General features: G+C 62.4%; 17 protein-coding genes. 3 read left to right on the top strand and 14 right to left on the bottom strand.

What is annotated here, in order from left to right; translation table 11 throughout:
* Positions 1 to 59: 59 nt before the first annotated feature.
* On the bottom strand, positions 60 to 1,964 hold the full coding sequence (locus G547_RS0106490; RefSeq protein WP_027329148.1) for a beta-ketoacyl synthase: 1,905 nt from the start codon (positions 1,962 to 1,964) through the stop codon (positions 60 to 62).
* Between the two features lie 156 nt (positions 1,965 to 2,120).
* Between G547_RS0106490 and G547_RS0106485 the strand changes: the two genes are divergently transcribed.
* A complete protein-coding gene (locus G547_RS0106485) occupies positions 2,121 to 3,131 on the top strand; it encodes a GlxA family transcriptional regulator (protein ID WP_027329147.1) in 1,011 nt (336 codons plus the stop codon).
* An 85-nt stretch (positions 3,132 to 3,216) separates the two neighbouring features.
* On the opposite strand, the gene G547_RS20415 is transcribed toward G547_RS0106485, so the two are convergent.
* Both G547_RS20415 and G547_RS0106475 read right to left on the bottom strand, forming a co-directional pair.
* Positions 3,217 to 3,696, bottom strand: a complete 480-nt coding sequence (locus G547_RS20415; RefSeq protein WP_036187410.1) for an Hsp20 family protein — start codon at positions 3,694 to 3,696, stop codon at positions 3,217 to 3,219.
* 202 nt (positions 3,697 to 3,898) lie between these two features.
* On the bottom strand, positions 3,899 to 4,822 hold the full coding sequence (locus tag G547_RS0106475; RefSeq protein ID WP_027329146.1) for a TIGR01777 family oxidoreductase: 924 nt from the start codon (positions 4,820 to 4,822) through the stop codon (positions 3,899 to 3,901).
* A gap of 133 nt (positions 4,823 to 4,955) precedes the next feature.
* On the opposite strand from G547_RS0106475, the gene G547_RS0106470 reads away from it, so the two are divergent.
* Positions 4,956 to 5,402, top strand: a complete 447-nt coding sequence (locus tag G547_RS0106470; protein ID WP_027329145.1) for a universal stress protein — start codon at positions 4,956 to 4,958, stop codon at positions 5,400 to 5,402.
* An 88-nt stretch (positions 5,403 to 5,490) separates the two neighbouring features.
* Here the strand turns inward: G547_RS0106470 and G547_RS0106465 are convergent, their stop codons facing one another.
* The gene (locus G547_RS0106465; RefSeq protein WP_027329144.1) at positions 5,491 to 6,243 is read right to left on the bottom strand and encodes a SapC family protein; all 753 of its coding nucleotides are present in this window, start codon (positions 6,241 to 6,243) and stop codon (positions 5,491 to 5,493) included.
* Positions 6,244 to 6,482: 239 nt separating this feature from the next.
* Between G547_RS0106465 and G547_RS0106460 the strand changes: the two genes are divergently transcribed.
* Complete coding sequence (locus G547_RS0106460) at positions 6,483 to 9,716, top strand: DUF3857 domain-containing protein (protein ID WP_027329143.1); 3,234 nt, start codon at positions 6,483 to 6,485, stop codon at positions 9,714 to 9,716.
* On the opposite strand, the gene G547_RS0106455 is transcribed toward G547_RS0106460, so the two are convergent.
* Genes G547_RS0106455 through G547_RS20405 form a run of 10 tightly spaced genes read right to left on the bottom strand, consistent with a single transcriptional unit; the run spans position 9,703 to position 18,979 of the window.
* Positions 9,703 to 10,614, bottom strand: a complete 912-nt coding sequence (locus tag G547_RS0106455; protein WP_245573408.1) for a cobalamin-binding protein — start codon at positions 10,612 to 10,614, stop codon at positions 9,703 to 9,705. The two genes, G547_RS0106460 and G547_RS0106455, sit on opposite strands and share 14 nt — an antisense overlap.
* Positions 10,615 to 10,619: 5 nt before the next feature.
* Positions 10,620 to 11,714 carry a threonine-phosphate decarboxylase gene (locus G547_RS20410; RefSeq protein WP_036187522.1) on the bottom strand — a complete coding sequence of 365 codons (1,095 nt, stop codon included), beginning with the start codon at positions 11,712 to 11,714 and terminating at the stop codon, positions 10,620 to 10,622.
* Positions 11,711 to 12,679, bottom strand: coding sequence for an adenosylcobinamide-phosphate synthase CbiB (cbiB, locus tag G547_RS0106445; protein ID WP_245573384.1), 969 nt, complete (start codon positions 12,677 to 12,679; stop codon positions 11,711 to 11,713). Before cbiB ends, G547_RS20410 begins: the two co-directional genes overlap by 4 nt.
* Positions 12,676 to 13,473 carry an adenosylcobinamide-GDP ribazoletransferase gene (locus G547_RS0106440; protein WP_027329140.1) on the bottom strand — a complete coding sequence of 266 codons (798 nt, stop codon included), beginning with the start codon at positions 13,471 to 13,473 and terminating at the stop codon, positions 12,676 to 12,678. Before G547_RS0106440 ends, cbiB begins: the two co-directional genes overlap by 4 nt.
* The gene (cobC, locus tag G547_RS0106435; protein ID WP_027329139.1) at positions 13,460 to 14,044 is read right to left on the bottom strand and encodes an alpha-ribazole phosphatase family protein; all 585 of its coding nucleotides are present in this window, start codon (positions 14,042 to 14,044) and stop codon (positions 13,460 to 13,462) included. Before cobC ends, G547_RS0106440 begins: the two co-directional genes overlap by 14 nt.
* Positions 14,037 to 15,074 carry a nicotinate-nucleotide--dimethylbenzimidazole phosphoribosyltransferase gene (cobT, locus tag G547_RS0106430; protein ID WP_245573382.1) on the bottom strand — a complete coding sequence of 346 codons (1,038 nt, stop codon included), beginning with the start codon at positions 15,072 to 15,074 and terminating at the stop codon, positions 14,037 to 14,039. Before cobT ends, cobC begins: the two co-directional genes overlap by 8 nt.
* Before the next feature lie 28 nt (positions 15,075 to 15,102).
* Positions 15,103 to 15,639 carry a bifunctional adenosylcobinamide kinase/adenosylcobinamide-phosphate guanylyltransferase gene (gene cobU / locus G547_RS0106425; RefSeq protein WP_027329137.1) on the bottom strand — a complete coding sequence of 179 codons (537 nt, stop codon included), beginning with the start codon at positions 15,637 to 15,639 and terminating at the stop codon, positions 15,103 to 15,105.
* Positions 15,640 to 15,665: 26 nt separating this feature from the next.
* Positions 15,666 to 16,445 carry a heme ABC transporter ATP-binding protein gene (locus tag G547_RS0106420; RefSeq protein WP_051234939.1) on the bottom strand — a complete coding sequence of 260 codons (780 nt, stop codon included), beginning with the start codon at positions 16,443 to 16,445 and terminating at the stop codon, positions 15,666 to 15,668.
* A 1-nt stretch (position 16,446) separates the two neighbouring features.
* Positions 16,447 to 17,490: a FecCD family ABC transporter permease gene (locus tag G547_RS0106415; protein WP_027329135.1), complete on the bottom strand. Its 1,044-nt coding sequence runs from the start codon at positions 17,488 to 17,490 to the stop codon at positions 16,447 to 16,449.
* Positions 17,491 to 17,509: 19 nt separating this feature from the next.
* Complete coding sequence (locus G547_RS20405) at positions 17,510 to 18,979, bottom strand: cobyric acid synthase (RefSeq protein WP_036187407.1); 1,470 nt, start codon at positions 18,977 to 18,979, stop codon at positions 17,510 to 17,512.

Here is an 18,979-nt window from a genome sequence, read left to right as displayed (position 1 = left end):
GTATAGGGTGTGTAAGCAATTGGCGGACCACGCCGGACGCGGCCCGCCGGGGAGCGGCGCTATTCGGTCATATCACCGTAGCGGTTGGGCAGATTCAGGTCCACCGCCTGAGCCATTCCGGGCAGTCGAAGTGAGTGGCCGTCAAACTCAATCTGCTGCTCGTCGATCATGCCCTCGCCAAAGTGATAGAGGGTGTTGAACTGCCCCCTGGTGGCGTTCTGGTCGTATTCGGCGGCGTTGGCGCGGGTCTGCTCCCGACGCTTGGCATAGGCCTTGAACGCCTCATCGCCGTAACGGCGCTGCAACATGGTCTCGACCACGCGCGGCGCCAACACGCTGGCCGTGGCGTTATTGCCGCCAAAGCCTTTGGAGTTCAGAAAAGCCACATCCAGCGGTTTTTCGCGGCGGTCCAGGTCCTTGAGCGGAAGGCGAAGGCGCTCGGCAAAGACATCGTCGGCCACCCGGTCGATGGTCTTGATGCCCGGCACAAAACCGTATTTGAACACGCCCAGGCTGTTGATCAGCTGCTCTCCACTGGCCGCGGAGAGCGAGTGCCCCACATAGGCTTTGACGGCCGTTACCGGCCATTCGCTGATGCCGAACACCTCGGCTACCCGATGGAAAATTTCCGACTCGGTCACCCGGTTCTGCGGAGTACTGGAGCCGTGAGCCTGGACGAAAGAACGCTCACGGACCGCCTCCTCACCCAGAATGGCGCGCGCCGAGGCCACCGCTTTGGCCATGGTGATGTAGTTGCCCGGGCCCGGCGCCGAGATCGATTTTTTGAAACCGTCGGCATTGATAAACACGTCGTTGACCGCGCCGTGAATATCGGCGCCCAGCTCTACCGCCAGGGCATCGTCCATCAGCACCACATACTGGCTCGCCTCAGCGATGGTAAAACCACAATTTTCGCCAAACGGACGGCTGGAACGCCGTGGGTCGGTGTGGTCGGCGCCATCAATTTTCTTGAGCTTGTCCTCGGGCGCCAAGGCGCCCATGGTGGCGTAGCCGTCGACGACTTCGGGGGTGATGGGCGCCTCGGCGTTGCCCACCACCGCCACCCGGCAGCGCCCGGCGGTGATGTCTTCCACCGCCGCGCGCAGGTTGTAAAGGAAGGAGGCACAGGCCCCGGCGATCGCCCCGGTCTGGCCGACGCTGCCAATGATGTAGGCGTTGACGAAGTCGGCGGGCATACTGTTCAGGCCCAGGGGGCACTGCTTGGTGCTGACCCGGCCACCTCGGAGTCTGGCCTGCAACAGGCCTCCCATACCAGCCTCGTCCAGCTGACTCATGACATTACTGGCGTATACACTGACCTGATCCGGACGCACCGCTTTGGCGATATCGGGCCAGGGAATCCCGATGGACTGTACCGCATCGGAGGCGCCGATCACGGTCATTTGCAGGGCGCGGGGGTGGAAGCGGGAGTTGTACAGGGCGCCAGGGTTGAACCCCTTGGGAAGTTGGCCGGCGGATTTGACCGGCAGCTCGCGAAAGCTGTCCCATTTCACCTGAACCGAGCCAGGCAGTGTCACCCGGACCCTGCGCTCCCCCATCTCCTCAATCACCCAGTCCGACGGCAGCGGGTCCGGCAGGTCACGCTCGTGCAATTCAAAACTGAGCGGTTCACCGCCGTTGGAAATTTCGGCGTTCTTTTGCCAGTGGGCGGCGTCCACGTCGAACAGGTCGGGATCAATGCGGCGAATCAGGCTACCCTCAATAATGGCCGGGCCGAACTGGCTCTCAATTTCCGCAAGGTCGTAGGCCCGGTCATCAGCGTCCCGATAGGCACCGTCCTCAAAACTGACGAACCCCATCAGCACCGCCAGGCCGGCCAGCGTTTCCTGCCGTTCCGGTGTGGGTAAGCTCTCCAGAATCATCCGACGATAGGCATGATGACCCGAGCTTCGGCCAGCGGCATTGAAGCCGCCGAAACCCACGATGACCGGCAGTGATGACATAGAGAACTCCCCAACAATTCAACAGCAGCCGCCAGCAGGAGGCAGACGGACCGAGCACGAATAGTGGGAGAGTGTATTGGTCTGTGGCGGGATTGTCATGGTTGTTCTGGACAAAACTTATGGTATTTTGGCCAAAATGCCCAATAGGAGTTCGATATGCCGCAAGATCCCGGCGGTCCCATCCGGATCGCCTTTCTACTGAGCGACAATATGCTCGCCACCAGCGCCACCCTGCCGATGGAAATGCTGCTCACGGCGGAAAGCGCCAGCCTGCGGGACCGGGGCCTGAATCGCACCCGGCTGCGCCTGAGCACCGTCTCCGCCCGGGGGGAGCCCGCCACCACCCGTTCCGGCCTGCAATGGACCCCGGATTACGCTCTGGCCGATTCGCCCTCACCGGATCTGGTTTACGTTCCCGGCTTCTGGCGCAACCCCCGGCCGGTGATCCGGCGTCAACCGGAAGTACTCGACTGGCTTCGGGAGCAATACCAGAACGGCGCGCTGATCAGCGCCGTCGGAACCGGCTGCTGTTTTCTCGCCGAAGCTGGCCTACTTTCGGGCAAAGCCGCCACCACTCATTGGCATTACTTCGACCAGTTCCAGAGGGATTATCCGGACGTACAACTCAAGCGCCAGTACTTCATCACCCAGGCCGGCAACCTCTACTGCGCCGCCAGCGTCAACTCCCTGGCCGACCTGACCGTGCACTTTATTCAACGCCTCTACAGCAAGGCCATTGCCAGTCATGTGGAGCGGCACTTCTCCCACGAAATTCGTCGCTCTTATGAAAACAGCGGCTATTTCGAGGACGCCCACAGCCGTCACCCGGATGAAGACATTGTGCAGATTCAGCTCTGGCTCCAGGACAACTACCCCCGGGCCATTTCGCTCGCGCAGGTAGCCCAACGTTTCGGCTTCAGCTCCCGAACCCTGAATCGTCGCTTCAAGGCCGCCACCGGCCAGACGCCGTTGGAATATTTGCAGGAAATCCGTATCAACAACGCCCGGGACCTGCTAAAAACCAGCAACCTCACGATTGGAGAAATCGCGGACAAGGTGGGCTATCAGGATACGGGTTACTTTACGACGCTGTTCAAAAAACAACTGTCCACCACGCCCCGGGAGTACCGTGCCACGGTGCGGGCAAAATTGTTTAGTGCCGAATGACACCCCAAAAAATAACCACCATAAAAAAGCCGGGGATTTCCCCCGGCTTTTCAGCGTCTTCATCGTGCGTTTTTAGCGCACCAGGTTAAGCCGCCTTGGTTTCGCTTTTGCGGTCATGGGCAACGCTTTTGACATCGCCCTGACTGTCCTCAATCTGAATGGTCCGGGGTTTCATCGCATCCGGAATTTCCCGCTTCAGTTCGATGTGCAGCAGGCCGTTTTCAAAGGTCGCCGATTTGACTTCCACATGGTCCGCCAGTTGGAAACGGCGCTCGAAATTCCGGGCGGCAATGCCCTGATGCAGGTAGGTGCGCTCTTCGTTCTCGGGTTCCTTGTTGGCGGAAATGGTCAGGTTGTTCTGATTGACTTCAATGTTCAGTTCCGAGCGATCGAAACCGGCCACTGCCATGGTAATCCGGTATTGGTCCTCACCCGTCAACTCGATGTTGTACGGTGGGTAACTCGGCTGGTTCTGCTCGGCACGGCTCAGGTTATCGAGCAGGCTTGCCATGCGATCGAAACCGATGGCCGAACGATACAGGGGAGAAAAATCAAAGCTACGCATAGTAATATCCTCACTTCAGAGCAATATTGGGGTAGTGACTTATCACAATGATCAAGTCAATTCAGTTGATTGCCACCGAACGTTGGCGACGCATGCCGCCTACTGGCCGGTGACCGAGCCCCTCTATCGAGCGGGCTCAAGTAAAAAATAGGGGCAACCAACCGCTTTTCAAGACTCTGGGTGAAAATATTTTTAACAGTTCTCAGCGTTTCTTCAGAATATTCTCCAACGCCACTTCCAGATCCGGGAAGCGATGCCGAAAGTCCGTTTCGATGGCCACCTCGGGCAGCACCCGCTGGCTGGCCAAAAGCAGCTCGTCCGCCATATCCGCCATCAGCGTTCGCAACACAAAGGCCGGCATCGGAAAAATGGCCGGACGGTGCAATACCTTGGCGAGGGTGCGGGTAAACTGCCGATTGGTCACCGGGTTGGGGGCTGTGCCGTTTACCGGTCCGGACAGCGATTCCGAATCCAGGCAATGAAGAATCAACGCGACAATGTCGTCCCGGTGAATCCAGGACATCCACTGCCGACCTGACCCCAGTCGACCGCCAAGCCCCAGCTTGAATGGCAGCAACATGGATTGCAGGGCACCCCCACCCTCGCCCAACACGATCCCGGTGCGCAACCGGCAGACCCGGGTCCCATGGTCGGAAAACCGCTCGGCGACCGCCTCCCAATCCAGACACAACTGCGCCGCAAAGCCGCTACCAGCATCGTTGCTTTCAGTCAGGGGAGCATCTCCCCCATCGCCGTAGAACCCGATGGCGCTACCGCTTACCATCCGCTCGGGAAACTGCCCGCGGGACTGAAAGTGCTCAAACAACGCCTCGGTGGTACCGATACGGCTGCGTCGAAATTCCTCTTTGCGCCGCTCGTTCCACCGACCGGCCGCCAGCGGCTCACCGGCGAGATTAATAACAGTATCGATGGGTTTGTCGGGCAACTGCTTCAATTCGCTCACCAGGTTGACCCCGGTGCCGAGTGTCTTGGCGGCGCGAAGGGTATCGCGCGTCAGTATCGTGAGCCGATCACCCCGTTTCTGTAAGGCGTGGCACAAAGGCACGCCGATAAAACCGGTGCCACCGGTCAGCAGAATCTCGCGAGGGTGATTGTCTGTACTCATAGAGACCGTCTCCAACCTTGGTCAATGGATTGAGGCTGAGCCTTCAGGGGGGGGGGGGTACTGACGCCAACTCACTTCAGATCACCGTCCCCGGTAGACTACAATAACAGTAACACTTATAGGGGAGACGTCTATGCCCGGATACACAACCATCCTGGTGGCGCTGGATTTGTCGCCGGATTCCTCCGTTGTCATCGAGGCCGCCCGCAGGCTGACCGACAACGAGCACCACCTGCACCTGGTTTACGTCGCCGAACACCCGGTCACCGCACTGGGCAGCAGCACGGGTAAAAACCACCGGCACGGTGAACTGCAGGTTCGGCAGGAGCTGTACCCCAAAGTCCACGAATACACCCATGACCTGGCAGTGCCACCGGATCACATCCACATCCTGTTCGGCGACCCACCCACGGAGATTCACTACCTGGCCGAGAAGCTCGGGGCGGATGTGATCGTGGCCGGCAGCCACGGAGAAAAAGGCCTGAAGCGCCTTCTGGGCACCACCGCCACCGACATCCTCCACGGCGCCAGTTGCGACGTGCTGACCGTTCGCATTCACGAAACCAAAGAAGGCGGATGACAAAGCGCGGTCACGGAAAATTGGCGTTCACAAAAAAACCCGCGCCCAAAAAGGACGCGGGTTTTTTATGAGCGGACTTGTAACGGTATCAGGCGGCCGTTTTGGACTGCTCTGAGTACTTGTTCACCAGACCGTTCAGGTTCTGCATGGACTGCAGGTGGCTGAAGATGATTTCCAGACCGTCTTTCTTGAACAGATCCAGAACTTCTTCGTCTTTCAACGCCTTGAGCTTCTCGCGGTTGACCACGTAGAAACCGGTCAGGTTGAAACCACCGCCTTCCTGATTGTCTTTGAGCTTGATGTTGGCTTCCATGGGCTCCAGCAGTTCCAGCTCGGACAGCTTCTTGCAGAACGCATTCGTCAGCTCGGCGCGGTACTGGTAATCCTTGAGGAAGTCCATCACGCCTTTGAGCTCTTCGGTCTGCTCGCCGGACTCGGTGAACAGGCGCTTACCCTTGCTGCCATCTTTGCTCCAGCCTTCGAACTGATCGTCGATGCACAGGGTGAAGTTCTCGCTCTTGCCATCGTTGGCGAAGGCGAACGGATAGCGGCGCAAGAAGCCCGGAATGTAGCGCAGGGTCAGGCGCTGCTTGTCGTCCAGGAACAGGTTCTGGCCTTTCTTCAGGCCCAGTACGCCCAGGGGCACAAAGCCACCATCGTCCTGGGTTTTGGCGAAAATCACCGGCAATTCACGGGCGACGGAGGCGATTTCGGTGGCCAGCAGCGGAACCGAGTTCACTTCGGCCGCAAAGGCGTGATTCTCGATCTGGATGGCCCAATCGCGGTGCGTTTCGCTGGAGACCGGCTGAATGTTGTTGTAGATCAGAAGTTGTTTCGACACGTTACTACCTCGGTTGTCCTCGTTTGTTATTCTCAAGCGCCGCACCGGGCGCCGGTAAGAAAGCAGGGCCAGATACTAGCATTTTCCCGCCGCCTGTCACCACCCAAATTGCCCGCCACTCCGACGTGGGCACATGAATTGCCCCCAGAGCCCAATCCCGCTAGTATTACCCAAAAGATCAACCGCCGGGACGCTCCTGAGATAACAAGCCGTCAAGGCGACCCCAAAAGGACCCCTGCATGCGTCAGAATTTCCGCTTTCCCGCCCCCCTCAGCGCCCTGCTTCTCATACTGGCCTGCCTGGGTATGCCCGCGCTGACCGAAGCCGCCAAGAACCGCCCCGAGAGCGCCGCGACGCCCACGGATGCCGAACCTCCGTTGATGACCACTTTCCGTTCTGACTATGGCTACCGGCTGGAACTGGAGGGCACCGAATGGCGCCACTGGGACAACATCGATGAGCACGTCTCCCACCCCGATGTGGGTGCGGAGCGCTGGCAGGGCGCATTTGTGGCGGTGAGCGCCTGTTTCGAGGACTGGCAACCGGGCCCCGAAGCGGTCAACTTCGCGTTGCTGAGAAGCATGGGGCACCAGTATCCCACCCCGGGGGCTCGCGCCGAGGGGACTCTCTTGATCGACGGCGAAACCGCCCGCGTCTGGGAGTCCGTGCGCCCGCGAGAGGGCCAACTGCCCTTCCGCTTCCGCTACCACGTGATTGAGCGAGGCGACTGCGCGCTGATGCTCACGGTCTGGACCACCCTGGACGACGCCGCTCTGGACACCATGGCCGATGAGCTCGTGGACCGGCTCCACTTCACCACCCCGCACAACAGCGCCACTGAACTGGCCCGGGCCTGGTTCTACAACGCCGCCGGGCTCTACTTCCACGGTGTGGAGAACTACCTGGCCGCGGTGGAGGGCTTCCGCCTCGCGGCCACCCTCGACCCGACGGACACCGTCTATATCAACAACGCCGCCTCCACTTACAACCAGTTAAGCCAATACGGCGCCGGACTGCAGTTGATGAAACGCCCCGCCATTGCGGAACAGGAAGAGGCCATGGTGAAAGGCTGGCTGGGCTGGTTCGAATACCACCTCGGCAACTACGAAGAGGCGACCCGACACTACCGCCAGGGGTTTGAATTGGGGGAACTCTCCGAGGACGACCTCTATGCCTACACCCAGAGTCTGGTCGAACTGGGGCGACTGGACCGGGCCAATACCGTGGCCCTCAAGTACAGCCCGAAAGAGCCGGGGGTAACAGCCGTGCAGGCTTTGGCCGAATTGGCCGTGGCGCGAGAAGCCTACCAGGAGGCACTCAAAACGCTCGACGAGGCCGAAAACCGGGGCATTCGCTCCGCCAATCTGGACATCACCCGCATGGAAGTGCTGGGCGCCATGCGCGAGTACGAGCGCGTGGTGGCCTTCAGTGACAAACTCATTGACCAGGGCCGCGGCTCAGCGCTGGTCTACAACTACCGCGGCGACGCCCAATACCAATTGGAGCGCTACAACGACGCCAAGGCGTCCTTTGAGCAGGCGCTGGTCCTTCAGCCCGGAGACGCCAATGTCACCGAATACCTGCGTTACACCAATGCGCAACTGGGAAAGGGCGACTCGGCGTCAATCAACCAGCCCATCGAAGCGGTGGCCTGGCCCGAGCTTGAAGCGCCCGACGAGGTAACCGGCATCGAAGAGTACGACTCCCACTACCCGCTCACCGTGACCGCCTATCACTACGACCCGGACAAGCCTCTCAAGACCACCCACGTGCGCCATATCAAAGTGCATGACCAGGCCGGGGTTCAGCGCCACAGCACGCTTTACGCCCGGTTCAATCCGCTATCCGAAAAGCTGTACATCAACCGGCTCGAAGTCTTTGATACCGAGGGTCGCAAAGTCTCGGAGCTGGATCGCAGCAGCCTCTACATCGGCGATGCCGCCGATTACGATCAGGCCACGTTCGGCAAAGTGGTACGCGCTCCAGTGGCGGGGCTGGCACCCAACTACCGTATCGAATTCGTCTACACCCTGGAGCAACGCTCCGTCGCCGACGAGTTTTCGTTCGAGCGCCTGTACCTGTCCGGTGAGCGACCCATCGGCCTGGCGGCCCTGTACATCGAAGGCAAGCTTGAGGACCTGCTCTACAACCAGACCAACGCCCCCAAACCCAAAAAACGGAAAAACAGCCTGCTCTGGACCGTGGAAAACCCTACCCCTGCTCTCTGGGAACCCATGCAGGTCAATGACGAAGAGTACATGGCGAGTGTCGTGCTGGTGAGCGAGAATCAGTGGCGAAGCGCCGGCGACGATTACCGCCAGCGGGTCAACGACCTGATTCTCGCCGAGAGCCCGGAGCTGCCATCATTGGTGAAGCAACTGACCGGCGAACTGAACCCGAAGGACACCGAAGCCCGCATCGCCGCCCTCGCCCGCTATGTGCAGCAAACGCTGACCTACAAAGCACTGGAGTTCGGCGTGCGCGGCTACACCCCCAACCCGCCCTCGAAAATCCTGCAGGACCGCTTCGGGGACTGTAAGGATCATTCAGTCCTGTTGTGGCGGCTGTTGCGCGAAGCCGGCATTCCCGCCGAGCTGGCCCTGGCGAACCTGTCCGGCCCCGTGGACCCGGATATGCCCAGCATCGACCAGTTCGACCATATGGTGGTCTACCTGCCCGAGTGGCGCGGGGGAACCTTTATCGACGCCACCAACAAAGACATTGATTTACTCGCGGTCTCCCCCGACGGCCTGGGTGGCTCCTGGACCCTGACCTTGGGTGACAAGCCGGAACTGGTAGCGGTCCCGGAACTCGATCGCAGTCGGGTCCGTATCCGGCGGAACCTGGAGGTCCAACCCAACGGCGACCTGCAAGTGACCGAAAAAGTGCGGATGGGGGCCTACTTCGCCTCCACTCTGCGCAGTCACCTCAAAAACATCGAGCCGCGCGAACGCCTCAACTGGGTACAGCGTTTTCTGGGAGAGGGAGGCGAACCGGTCGCGGTGGAGTCATTGAGCGTCGACCACCTCTTCGCCACCGATAAGGACCTGGTACTGAACCTTCGCTATCGGGTCAGCCCCATGGGCTTCTGGAACGACCAGAACCTTGTGCTGGACCCGGCCTACTGGGAGCACTACTACCTCAGCAGCCATTGGGTGAACGACCGGCAGACCGACTTCGAAGTCAGTTACCCCCTGGTGTTCGAAACCGAAGTTTCCTACCGGGCACCGCATCAGGAGGCAATCCGGTTGAGCAAACAGAGTCGGCGGGAGCGACGCTCCGAGTTCGGCGCTTTCGAATCGGACTGGAAGGCGGATGAGCAAAGCGCGACCCGGCAGTTCCGCTTCGAGATCAACGCCGGGCGGTTCGGGGCCACCCGCTACGCCGACTACCAACGGTTCACGGCCCAAGCGCTGGATGCACTGCGCCACCCGGTCAACCTCAAGGAGTCGAGCACGCTTACGGAGCGCTAAGTCGTCTCCGGGCGGTGCTCAAGTGCCGGCACAATAACTCGGCGCCGTCGAGTATCCGGAAGGTGTGCCGCTGGATCAGATCCGGCGGCACGAAAAACAGATTGTCCTGTTTGACGGCGGTCAGCCCGGGCCACTCTTTCCACTCGTCCAGCCACTCGGGGCGATTGTCCCCCATGCCACTGGCCACAATGGCATGGGGGTCCCGTTCCAGCACCGTTTCCATATTGATCTTGGGCGCGATGGGCTCGGCGTCGGCGTACGCATTGCGCCCACCGCACAAACGGATGACATCGCTCACCAGATGCTCTCCGTTGAGCGTCTGCAGCGGTTGGTTCCATACCTGATACAGCACCGTCACCGGCGACTGCCCGCTGTACTCGGCGCGCAACCCTTCCAGCCGCCGGGTGAAGGCCCGGGCATTCTCCGTGGCTTCAGGTTCCGAGCCTGCCAGAACACCGATGTCCCGAACCGCCCGGGCGACATCTTCCAGCGTTCGCGGCTCATCGACGTAAACGGTCAAGCCCAGCCGCTCCAACTGGCGAAGCAGCGTGTCCCCATTGCCCGAGCGCCACACCAAGACCAGGTCCGGCTTCAGGGCGACGATCGCCTCAACGCTGACCGCCTTGTAGCCCCCCAGCTGAGGCAAATCCTTGGCCTCGGGGGGGAAATCACTGTAATTGACCGCCGCCACCAGCTTGTCTCCCGCGCCGGCACTGTAGGCGTTCTCCACAATATGGGGTGCCAACGCAATGATTCGCTCGGCGGGCTTCTCCAGCGTAACCGTTCGTCCCTGAAAATCGGTCACCCGAACCTCGGCCTGCACCACTGTTGCCAGGCACAAGAGGGCAATCGCCCCCACCATTCCGGGCGCCCTTTTTTGCCACCCCTTTCCCGTCATGAATTTCACGCATTCTCCTCAATATTGATCGTAATCACGTCCAGTGCCTGGGCCAAACGCCGTCCCCCGTCCGCCGGCAAGCCACAACGCAACCAAGCGGCACTGCGATGTGGGTCCTCCCCGAGGCGCAACCACAGGTGCCGAGCCGCCAGTTGTGTATGCAACTCCCGCAGCACCGCCGCTGGCCCGCGCAAGGTGACAAACAGACCGCCGTTCGCCACAGTGACTTGCGGGCACTGAGTGTCAAGATGGCGTCGCCAGAGCGCCTCCAACTGGCGTGAGGCGTGCGCCAACCGCTCACGCTGCTCCCGTTGCCAGTGTTCATCGGACAGCGCCTGGGCACCGACCCACTGGGCGAGGTGGGAGACGCCCCAGGGCTCGAGTTCGGACGCAAGCGCCCGTCTCAGCCAGTGATCCGACTGGCCGAGCAGAAATCCCAACCGTACCCCCGCCAAGCCGAAGAATTTACCCACCGAGCGCAGCACCCAGAGCGATGGAAATTCTTTCAGCAACGGAACCACGCTGCACTGGGGTGTGAGGTCCGCAAACGCTTCGTCCACCAGTACGACACTGTCGTCCGGCAGTTGGCGCAGCCAGCCTCGTAATGTGTCCAGCGGTAGCCGCTCCGCCGTGGGGTTGTTCGGGTTGATCAACACCAGATGATTTACGGACCCGGTTTCGATCAGCGATTCCAACCCATCCCAGCAGTCATATTTCATCAACTCATGGCCGGCCCCGCGCCAGGCCCGCTCATGCTCCGCGTATCCCAAGGCGGGCAATGCCACCCGTCCGGAGGATAGGTGATGAGGCAACCGGGCGATACCAAACTGACTGCCCGGTAGCGGCAAAACGGATTCCTCATCAACGCCGTAGTAGTGGGCGGCGATCTTGGACAAGGGCCCTCCCCCCTCCGGCAAGCGCTGCCAGATCGACGCTGGCACCGGTGGCACCGGCCAGGGCCAGGGGCTGATGCCGGTGGACAGATCCTGCCAGTCACCGTCGCCCCAGCCACCCTCACCCCAGCCACCCTCACCAAAGAGGGCGCGGGCCCGTTGTAGATCGCCCCCGTGCGGTTCGCCGCCAATCGTTCGATGGCTCATGCGGTCCAGGGCCACAAGGCCACGCCCAACAGAGCCGCCGACAGCAAGATCAACACCAGAGCGATCGCGCGATGAATCAATGCCAGTGCCCGAGGCAGGTCCCGCGCTTCCGGTTCGCGCGTACCGCCAAACGCGGGTTTGTTCTTGATCTGTCCGTGGTACCAGGCTGGACCTCCCAAGGCGACCCCCAGGGCGCCCGCGCCGGCGCACATCACCGGGCCGGCGTTGGGGCTCTCGCACCGACGGGCCTGAACGAACCAGGCTCGCGCTGCCAGACGGGCCGCACGGAACCCCGGCGCCGTTACCACAAACGCCAGGGCCGTCAGCCGAGCCGGAAGCCAATTGAGCCCGTCATCCACTCGCGCCGCCGCCCAACCGAAGCGCAGGAACCGTTCATTGCGATAGCCCCACATGGCATCCAGGGTATTGCTGAGCCGATAGAGGATGACGCCGGGCAAGCCCAGCGCCGCAAACCAGAACAGCGGCGCCACAATGGCATCGCTGCTATTTTCCAGAGCCGACTCCAGGGCCGCCCGGCGCAAATCCGACCAGCTTGCGTCGGTGCAGTCCCGACTGACCACCTGCCCGACCGCCACGCGGGCAGCGTCGAGCTCTCCCTGGGCAAAAGCCAACCGAATGACCTGCAGGTGAGCCACCAGGCTGCGCCAGCCCAGAGCCCAATAGAGCCCGAGCGCGCCCAACCCGGTATAGAGCCAAATCCCCGGGGCGCCCAGTGGCACCAGTCGCATTCTGAGCCAGAACGCCAAGGCCACCAGTGGCAGCACGGCTAGCATCCAGGCCAGTACGCCCGGGCCCCTTGCGGCTTTGCCCGCGTGGTTCAGGATTTTTTCAAGCGAATTCGCGAACCGGCCAAAACCCACCAGGGGGTGCCAACGCCGGGGCTCGCCCAGTCGGTAATCCAGCAGGCAGCCGAGCCACAGGGCCAACAGTGTCATCCAGCTCATAGGTGCCCCGTTACCACGGTCATGGCCCAAAACCAGAGCAGCAGGGTTTCGGCCAGCTCCACCTGGCCACCGAGGGTGTCGCCGGTATAGCCGTCCACCTGCTGAACCCAGAGCCGGCGCCAGAACCACACCAGCAGCACCAGCCAACCGAGGCTGATGGCCATGGGCCAGGCCGGGCCAACCCAGAGTGCCACCACCAGAGACAGCCCCAGGGCCACCCAGACCGCCAGTGGCGTAGACTCCAGGCTCAGGCCCGCCGCCAGGCCCTCGGAGCGGGCGTAGGGCGTCGCGATCAATACCGGCAGCAGGGACGCCCTGGGCAGGGCGAGAAGCATGCACCAGTAAAGCGGCGACGCCACCAGGGCGGAGCCCATCAACGCCTCCAGCGCCAGCCACTTGGCCAGCAGCACGAGAATCAGAATCACCACCGCCATGGGGCCGCAGGCCGGATCGCGCATGACGGTCAATACGCGCTCTTTTTGTTCCAGAGGATCGGAGCAACGGTGTCCGGCGAAGTAGCCATCCACCGCGTCTGCCAACCCATCCAGGTGCAGGGCACCGGTCAGGGCGACCCAGAACAGCAAAATGACAAAGGCCGTCAGCCCCGGGGGCAAGTCGCCGCACAGCCAGTGGACACCCCAGAGCGCCAACCCCAGCGCGGCGCCCACCAATGGGTAATACGCCGGGGACAGGCGCTGGGCCGCCTCGCTCCACTGAAACGGCAGCGGCCAGGGCCAGCGGGTCAGCAGTGCCAGCGCCGTCATCAGGGCCCGACCGTGCTCAACCGGCTTCACCGGGCACCTCTCTGAGCTGACCATCGCACCAGTTCAATGGCACAAAATGGGCATAGGGCACGGGCTGGTCCCGCAGGGTGTTGCGCGGCAGGCCCTTGGCACGGGTCAGCAGCAGACGAATCACCCCGCCGTGGGTCACCACCAATAATCGTCGCCCGCTTTGGCTTTTCGCCAGCCGATCCAGCGCGGCATTCACCCGCCGGGCAAAATCGGCGAGCGGCTCGCCGTCAGGAGGCGTGTGCTCTTCCGGGTCCTCCCCCCAGAGGGCCAGGATGGGGTCATTGTCCCAGATCTCCTGGTACGGCCGCCCTTCCCACTCACCAAAGTGCATTTCGCGAAGATCGGACTCGATGATCAGCGGCAACGCCAGGCGCTCGGCGGCCGCCTCCGCGAAGGCGCGGCAACGTTGCAGCGGTGAGGTGACCACGGCATCCCAGGGTGTCGGGATGTCGACGCGGGCCTGCATAGTGGCCCAGCCCTCTTGGGTCAGGGCCACATCATGGGAGCCGCGAAAGATTTCGCCGCCCTCACACTGGCCGTGGCGCAACAAGTCCAGGCGAGTCTCAGGCATTGCTCACCCCCGCTTCCGTAAAGGTCGCCATGCGGGCGTGCAGCGCCAGGGCATTGCGGATCAGCGGGACGACCAACGCCGAACCACTGCCCTCACCCAGACGCAAATCCAGCGACACCAGTGGCCGGGCATCCAGGGCGCTGAGCATTCGGCAGTGACCGGGCTCGGCGGACTCGTGGGCGAACAGCAGCCAGTCCCGCACGCCCGCGTTCACGCGCACGGCCAGGAGCGCCGCCACGGTGCTGATGTAGCCATCCACCAGAGAGGGAATACCCTGCTGGGCGGCGGCGATATAGGCGCCGGTCAGGGCGGCAATTTCAAAGCCACCGAGACAGCGCAACCATTCCACTGGGCTCGGCTGCGCGGCGGCATGGCGCTTCAGCCCCCGCTCAATCACTTCACATTTTCTGGCGAGAGTGGTCGCATCCACACCGGTTCCCGGCCCCACCACCTCGGCGGCGGGAACGTCCAGCAGCGCCGCCTGAAGCGCGGAGGCGGCGGTGGTGTTGCCGATGCCCATCTCCCCGCCGATAAACAGATCGCTCCGGCTCACGGCCTCGCGCCCAGCGGCCAGAGCGCCGCGCAACTGAGCCTCGGTCATGGCCGGCCCCTCGGTAAAGTCCGCCGTGCCCGGCCCCTGAGTCCGGTCGCGCAAACGCTCGTGCGCTGGCGGCTCTACCACACAGCCGAGGTTCACCACACTCAAGTCGGCCCCGCAGGTCTGTGCCAAGACGCTGACGGCCGCACCACCCGCGCAGAAATTGGCGATCATTTGAGCCGTTACCGCCTGCGGATAGGCAGATACACCCCGGGCGGCCACACCGTGGTCAGCCGCGAAGACGCACACCTGAACCTGCTCCACGGAGGGCTTCTCCGTGTCTTGCCAGCCGGCAAAGCGCTCTGCCAACCATTCCAGATGGCCGAGCGAACCCGGGGGTTTGGTCAGATTCTGTTGACGCTCCCGGGCGGCCCCTTGGGCCGCCTCACTCACAGGCACCACTGTTTCCTGTAGCCAGTTGCTTGTGCTCACACGCATTTCCTTTCTTGTTCGGACCGGATTACTGATCGGATTCACTTTTCAGAGCCAGAGGCAGGCCCGCGACCACTAACGTTACCGTCTCGCAAAACGGCGTCAACGCCTGATGCAGCCAGCCACTGGCATCGACAAACTGCCGGGACAGCTCCCCCATCGGGACAATGCCGGAGCCCACCTCATTGCTCACCAGAATGAGCGACAAGGGTGAGCCTTCGATCGATTCCAGCGCATCGAGAAAACGGTCGCGCTCATAGGCCCAGCAGTTCATATGCAGGCAGTTGCTGAGCCACAGTGTCAGGCAGTCCACCAGCACGCAGGCGTCCCGATCCTTGTTGTCGTGCAGCACGCCGGCCAGGTCGAGGGGTTCCTCCCGCAACTGCCAGCGCGTTTCCCGCCGGCTCTGGTGCACCTGAATCCGCCTAGCCATTTCATCGTCGTCGGCATTGGCGGTCGCCACATACAACAGGTCTGCGCCCGTGCGTTCACTCCACTCCATGGCCCGCGCTTCCGCCAACCGGCTTTTGCCGCTGCGGGCGCCACCGAGAATCAGTTGCCGCATAAGCATCTCCTAAAACGTTTGCGTTGCTAGCGCGCCAGCACCACCGGCTTGCCGGATTGCGGGTGCGGAATAACATCCACTTCGGTATTGAACAGCTCACTCATCAGCGCTGAGGTCACGACCTCTTCCGGGGTGCCGTAGGCCACCCGCTGGCCGTTGTTGAGCGCCAGCAAATGGTCACTGTAGGCCGCCGCCAGGCTGATGTCATGGACCACCATCACCACCCCGACGCCACTGTCGGCAAACTGTCGGATGGCCTGCATCAACTGTCGCTGATGGCCCAGGTCCAGAGAGGTAACCGGCTCATCCAGTAACAATAGCCGATCCGCGCCGGTGTCCGGTCGCCAGATCTGGGCCATCACCCGGGCCAGTTGCACCCGCTGTTTTTCACCGCCCGACAGTGATGGGTAGAGCCGACTCTCCAAAAGGTTCACATCCAGTGCTTTCATGGCGGCGCGGCACACCTCCCGGTCCACCGCCAAGCCGGTGCTGTGGGGCGTGCGCCCCAGCGCCACCACCTCGCCCACGGTAAACGGAAAGGACAGGGGGTTGGCCTGGGTCAGGACCGCCATGGCCAGTGCCCGCTCGGCGGCGCGCCAGTCCGACAGGGGCCTCCCGTTGAACTGCAGTTGCCCGGCAGCGGGCTCCAGGTCGGCGCTGATTGAGCGCAGCAAGGTGGTTTTGCCGGCGCCATTGGGGCCGATGATCGAGAGAATCTCCCCCGGTTCCACCGCCAGGGAGACATCTCGCACCAGCTCACGCTGTTCGATCTGAAGGCTGAGGTGGTCAATCTGCAACAGGGGCATTTTAAAAGCCCTCCAACCGACGGCGGCGAAGCAGCGAGATAAAAAATGGCGCACCCAGCAGCGCAGTCACCAGTCCCACGGGAAGCTCGGCCGGGGCCATGGCGGTTCGCGCCACGGCGTCCGCCAACAGCAACAGCACGGCGCCGCCCAGCGCGGACAGAGGCAGCAGCACTCGATGGTCCGGCCCGACCCAGAGGCGCACCATATGCGGCACCACCAGCCCGACAAAGGCAATGCTGCCGGAGACGGCCACCGCCAGCCCGACGCCCGCCGCGACCAGAATGATCAAGCGCGTTTTGAGTCGTTCCACATCAACACCCAAATGGCGCGCCTGGGATTCTCCCAGCAGCAAGGTGTTCAGCGCCCGCCCAAAGGCGGGCACCGCCACCAGAATCAGCAGCAACACCAGAGACGATACCCCGGCGCGGGTAAAGTTGGCCCCATCCAGCCCACCCATGCGCCAGAGGCTCATGCGTCGCAGCATTTCATTGTCCGCAAAGTATTCCAGCAGGCCGGTGGCGCTGGCCGAGAGCGCCGAGACCGCAATGCCCATCAGCAGCATGGTGGCCACAGAGGTGCCGTTAATACCCGTGGCCACCCGGTACACCAACCAGACGGTCCCCAGGCCGCCGACAAACGCGCCAGACGCCACCAGGGATACGCCGGCAATGCCGCCTAACATGCTCCCCAGGCTTGCGCCCAGCACAATCATGACGCTCGCCCCGACCGAGGCGCCGGCGGTGACGCCAATCAACGAGGGGTCGGCGAGCGGGTTGCGAAACAGCCCCTGCAGAATCGCCCCACAAATGGCCAGAATCGCCCCGACGCTTGCCGCCAGAAGCGCGCGCGGCAAACGCAGGGATTGCACGATCAGGGCGAGATGCTCCGGCGTATCGCCGCCAAACAGGGCTCGCCCCACCATCAACGGTGACAGCGAGACCGACCCGAGCAACAGCGCGAGGACAAAGCTGATCACGAGTGCAACACTCAGGCCCACGGTGCCTTGGCGGCGTCGATGCGCGCGTTGTTGTGCCGGGATCACCATTTCACTCTCACCCTCACTCTCACCCTACGTCCGCCACCAGGCGCCAGCGTTGCAACCAGTCGGGTTTGAGGTGCTCGGCCAGGGTATCCGCCAGACGATCAAGGGACTGTTCGCGTCGCTCGGCAATGGACACTACCGAATCCGCCGTGGCGCCGACCCACTGAAACAGCGCTTGTTGCACCGCCGGTTGATCCAGAATGCCGTGCACATAGGTGCCGATGATCTGGCCATCGTCGCTGATCGCCCCGTCACGCCGACCGGAGTCCAAGGTCAGCAACGGTCGCTCAAGCGCCTCGCCCTGCGAGCGACCGCAGTGAATTTCATAGCCGGTAAAATCGGCACTGCCGCCACCGGGCAGCGCCAATTGTCCAGCGACATTGTGAAGTTCTTTGCCCGATTCCAGCACGGTGGAAAACGGCAATAAACCGAGGCCCCGATTTTCACCGCGCCGGCCTTCTACGCCGTCGGGGTCAGCAATACATTGGCCCAACATCTGGTAGCCGCCGCAGATGCCCATGACTTTTCCACCGTAACGCAAATGCCGTTGCAGGTCCTCGTCCCAGCCGCTGTCGCGCAGCAGATCCAGGTCCCGTCGGACGTTTTTGCTGCCGGGCAGAATCACCCAGTCACAGGGGGGTAACGGCTCGCCGGGCAACACCCAGCGCAGCTCGACCTGCGGGTTCAAACGCAGGCTGTCGAAGTCGGTATGATTGCTGATGCGGGAAAACACCGGCACTGCCACGCGCAACTTGGCATCGGCCTTCTGTTGGCTGGTGCTAAGGGCATCCTCGGCATCGAGATAGAGATCGCGCAAATAAGGCAGAACGCCCAACACCGGCTTGCCGGTTCTGCGCTCCAACCAATCAAGCCCCGGTTGTAACAACGCCAGATCGCCCCGAAAGCGGTTGATCACAAAGCCTTCCACCCGCGCCCGTTCGGAGTCGGACAGCAACGCCAAGGTGCCCACCAAGTGTGCAAAGACGCCGCCTTTATCGATATCGGCCACCAGAATCACCGGACAATCGACCGCCTCGGCAAAACCCATGTTGGCAATATCGTTCTCGCGCAGATTGATTTCCGCCGGACTGCCCGCCCCTTCGGCCACGATAACCGAGAAATGCTCGCTCAAGCGTCCGTGGGAGAGCAACACCGCTTCCAATGCCCGCTGCTTGTAACCGTGGTAGGCCCCGGCTTCCATGTCCGTCAGGGCATGGCCCTGAACAATGACCTGGGCGCCGGTATCGCTGTTGGGCTTGAGCAGAATCGGGTTCATATCCGTATGCGGGTCCAGATAGGCCGCCCGCGCCTGCAGGGCCGTGGAGCGGCCGATTTCTCCGCCGTCCACCGTTACCGCACTGTTCAATGCCATGTTCTGTGGCTTGAAGGGCGCCACCGAGCCCCCCTCACGCGCCCACAGCCGGCACAGGCCCGCCACCAGCGTGCTTTTACCAGCGTCTGAGGTCGTCCCCTGCACCATCAAGGTGGCCAT

Origin of the sequence: Marinimicrobium agarilyticum DSM 16975, from assembly GCF_000423345.1 — a bacterium.
Classification (GTDB): Bacteria; Pseudomonadota; Gammaproteobacteria; order Pseudomonadales; family Cellvibrionaceae; genus Marinimicrobium; species Marinimicrobium agarilyticum.
This window is presented reverse-complemented; position numbering and strand designations above follow the sequence as displayed.

Coding starts and splice junctions, on each gene's coding strand:
- G547_RS0106490 (WP_027329148.1), bottom strand. CDS start 1,964: ATGTCATCACTGCCGGTCATCGTGGGTTTCGGCGGCTTCAATGCCGCT.
- G547_RS0106485 (WP_027329147.1), top strand. CDS start 2,121: ATGCCGCAAGATCCCGGCGGTCCCATCCGGATCGCCTTTCTACTGAGC.
- G547_RS20415 (WP_036187410.1), bottom strand. CDS start 3,696: ATGCGTAGCTTTGATTTTTCTCCCCTGTATCGTTCGGCCATCGGTTTC.
- G547_RS0106475 (WP_027329146.1), bottom strand. CDS start 4,822: ATGAGTACAGACAATCACCCTCGCGAGATTCTGCTGACCGGTGGCACC.
- G547_RS0106470 (WP_027329145.1), top strand. CDS start 4,956: ATGCCCGGATACACAACCATCCTGGTGGCGCTGGATTTGTCGCCGGAT.
- G547_RS0106460 (WP_027329143.1), top strand. CDS start 6,483: ATGCGTCAGAATTTCCGCTTTCCCGCCCCCCTCAGCGCCCTGCTTCTC.
- G547_RS0106455 (WP_245573408.1), bottom strand. CDS start 10,614: ATGACGGGAAAGGGGTGGCAAAAAAGGGCGCCCGGAATGGTGGGGGCG.
- G547_RS20410 (WP_036187522.1), bottom strand. CDS start 11,714: ATGAGCCATCGAACGATTGGCGGCGAACCGCACGGGGGCGATCTACAA.
- cbiB (WP_245573384.1), bottom strand. CDS start 12,679: ATGAGCTGGATGACACTGTTGGCCCTGTGGCTCGGCTGCCTGCTGGAT.
- cobC (WP_027329139.1), bottom strand. CDS start 14,044: ATGCCTGAGACTCGCCTGGACTTGTTGCGCCACGGCCAGTGTGAGGGC.
- cobU (WP_027329137.1), bottom strand. CDS start 15,639: ATGCGGCAACTGATTCTCGGTGGCGCCCGCAGCGGCAAAAGCCGGTTG.
- G547_RS0106420 (WP_051234939.1), bottom strand. CDS start 16,445: ATGCCCCTGTTGCAGATTGACCACCTCAGCCTTCAGATCGAACAGCGT.
- G547_RS0106415 (WP_027329135.1), bottom strand. CDS start 17,490: ATGGTGATCCCGGCACAACAACGCGCGCATCGACGCCGCCAAGGCACC.
- G547_RS20405 (WP_036187407.1), bottom strand. CDS start 18,979: ATGGCCACCTTGATGGTGCAGGGGACGACCTCAGACGCTGGTAAAAGC.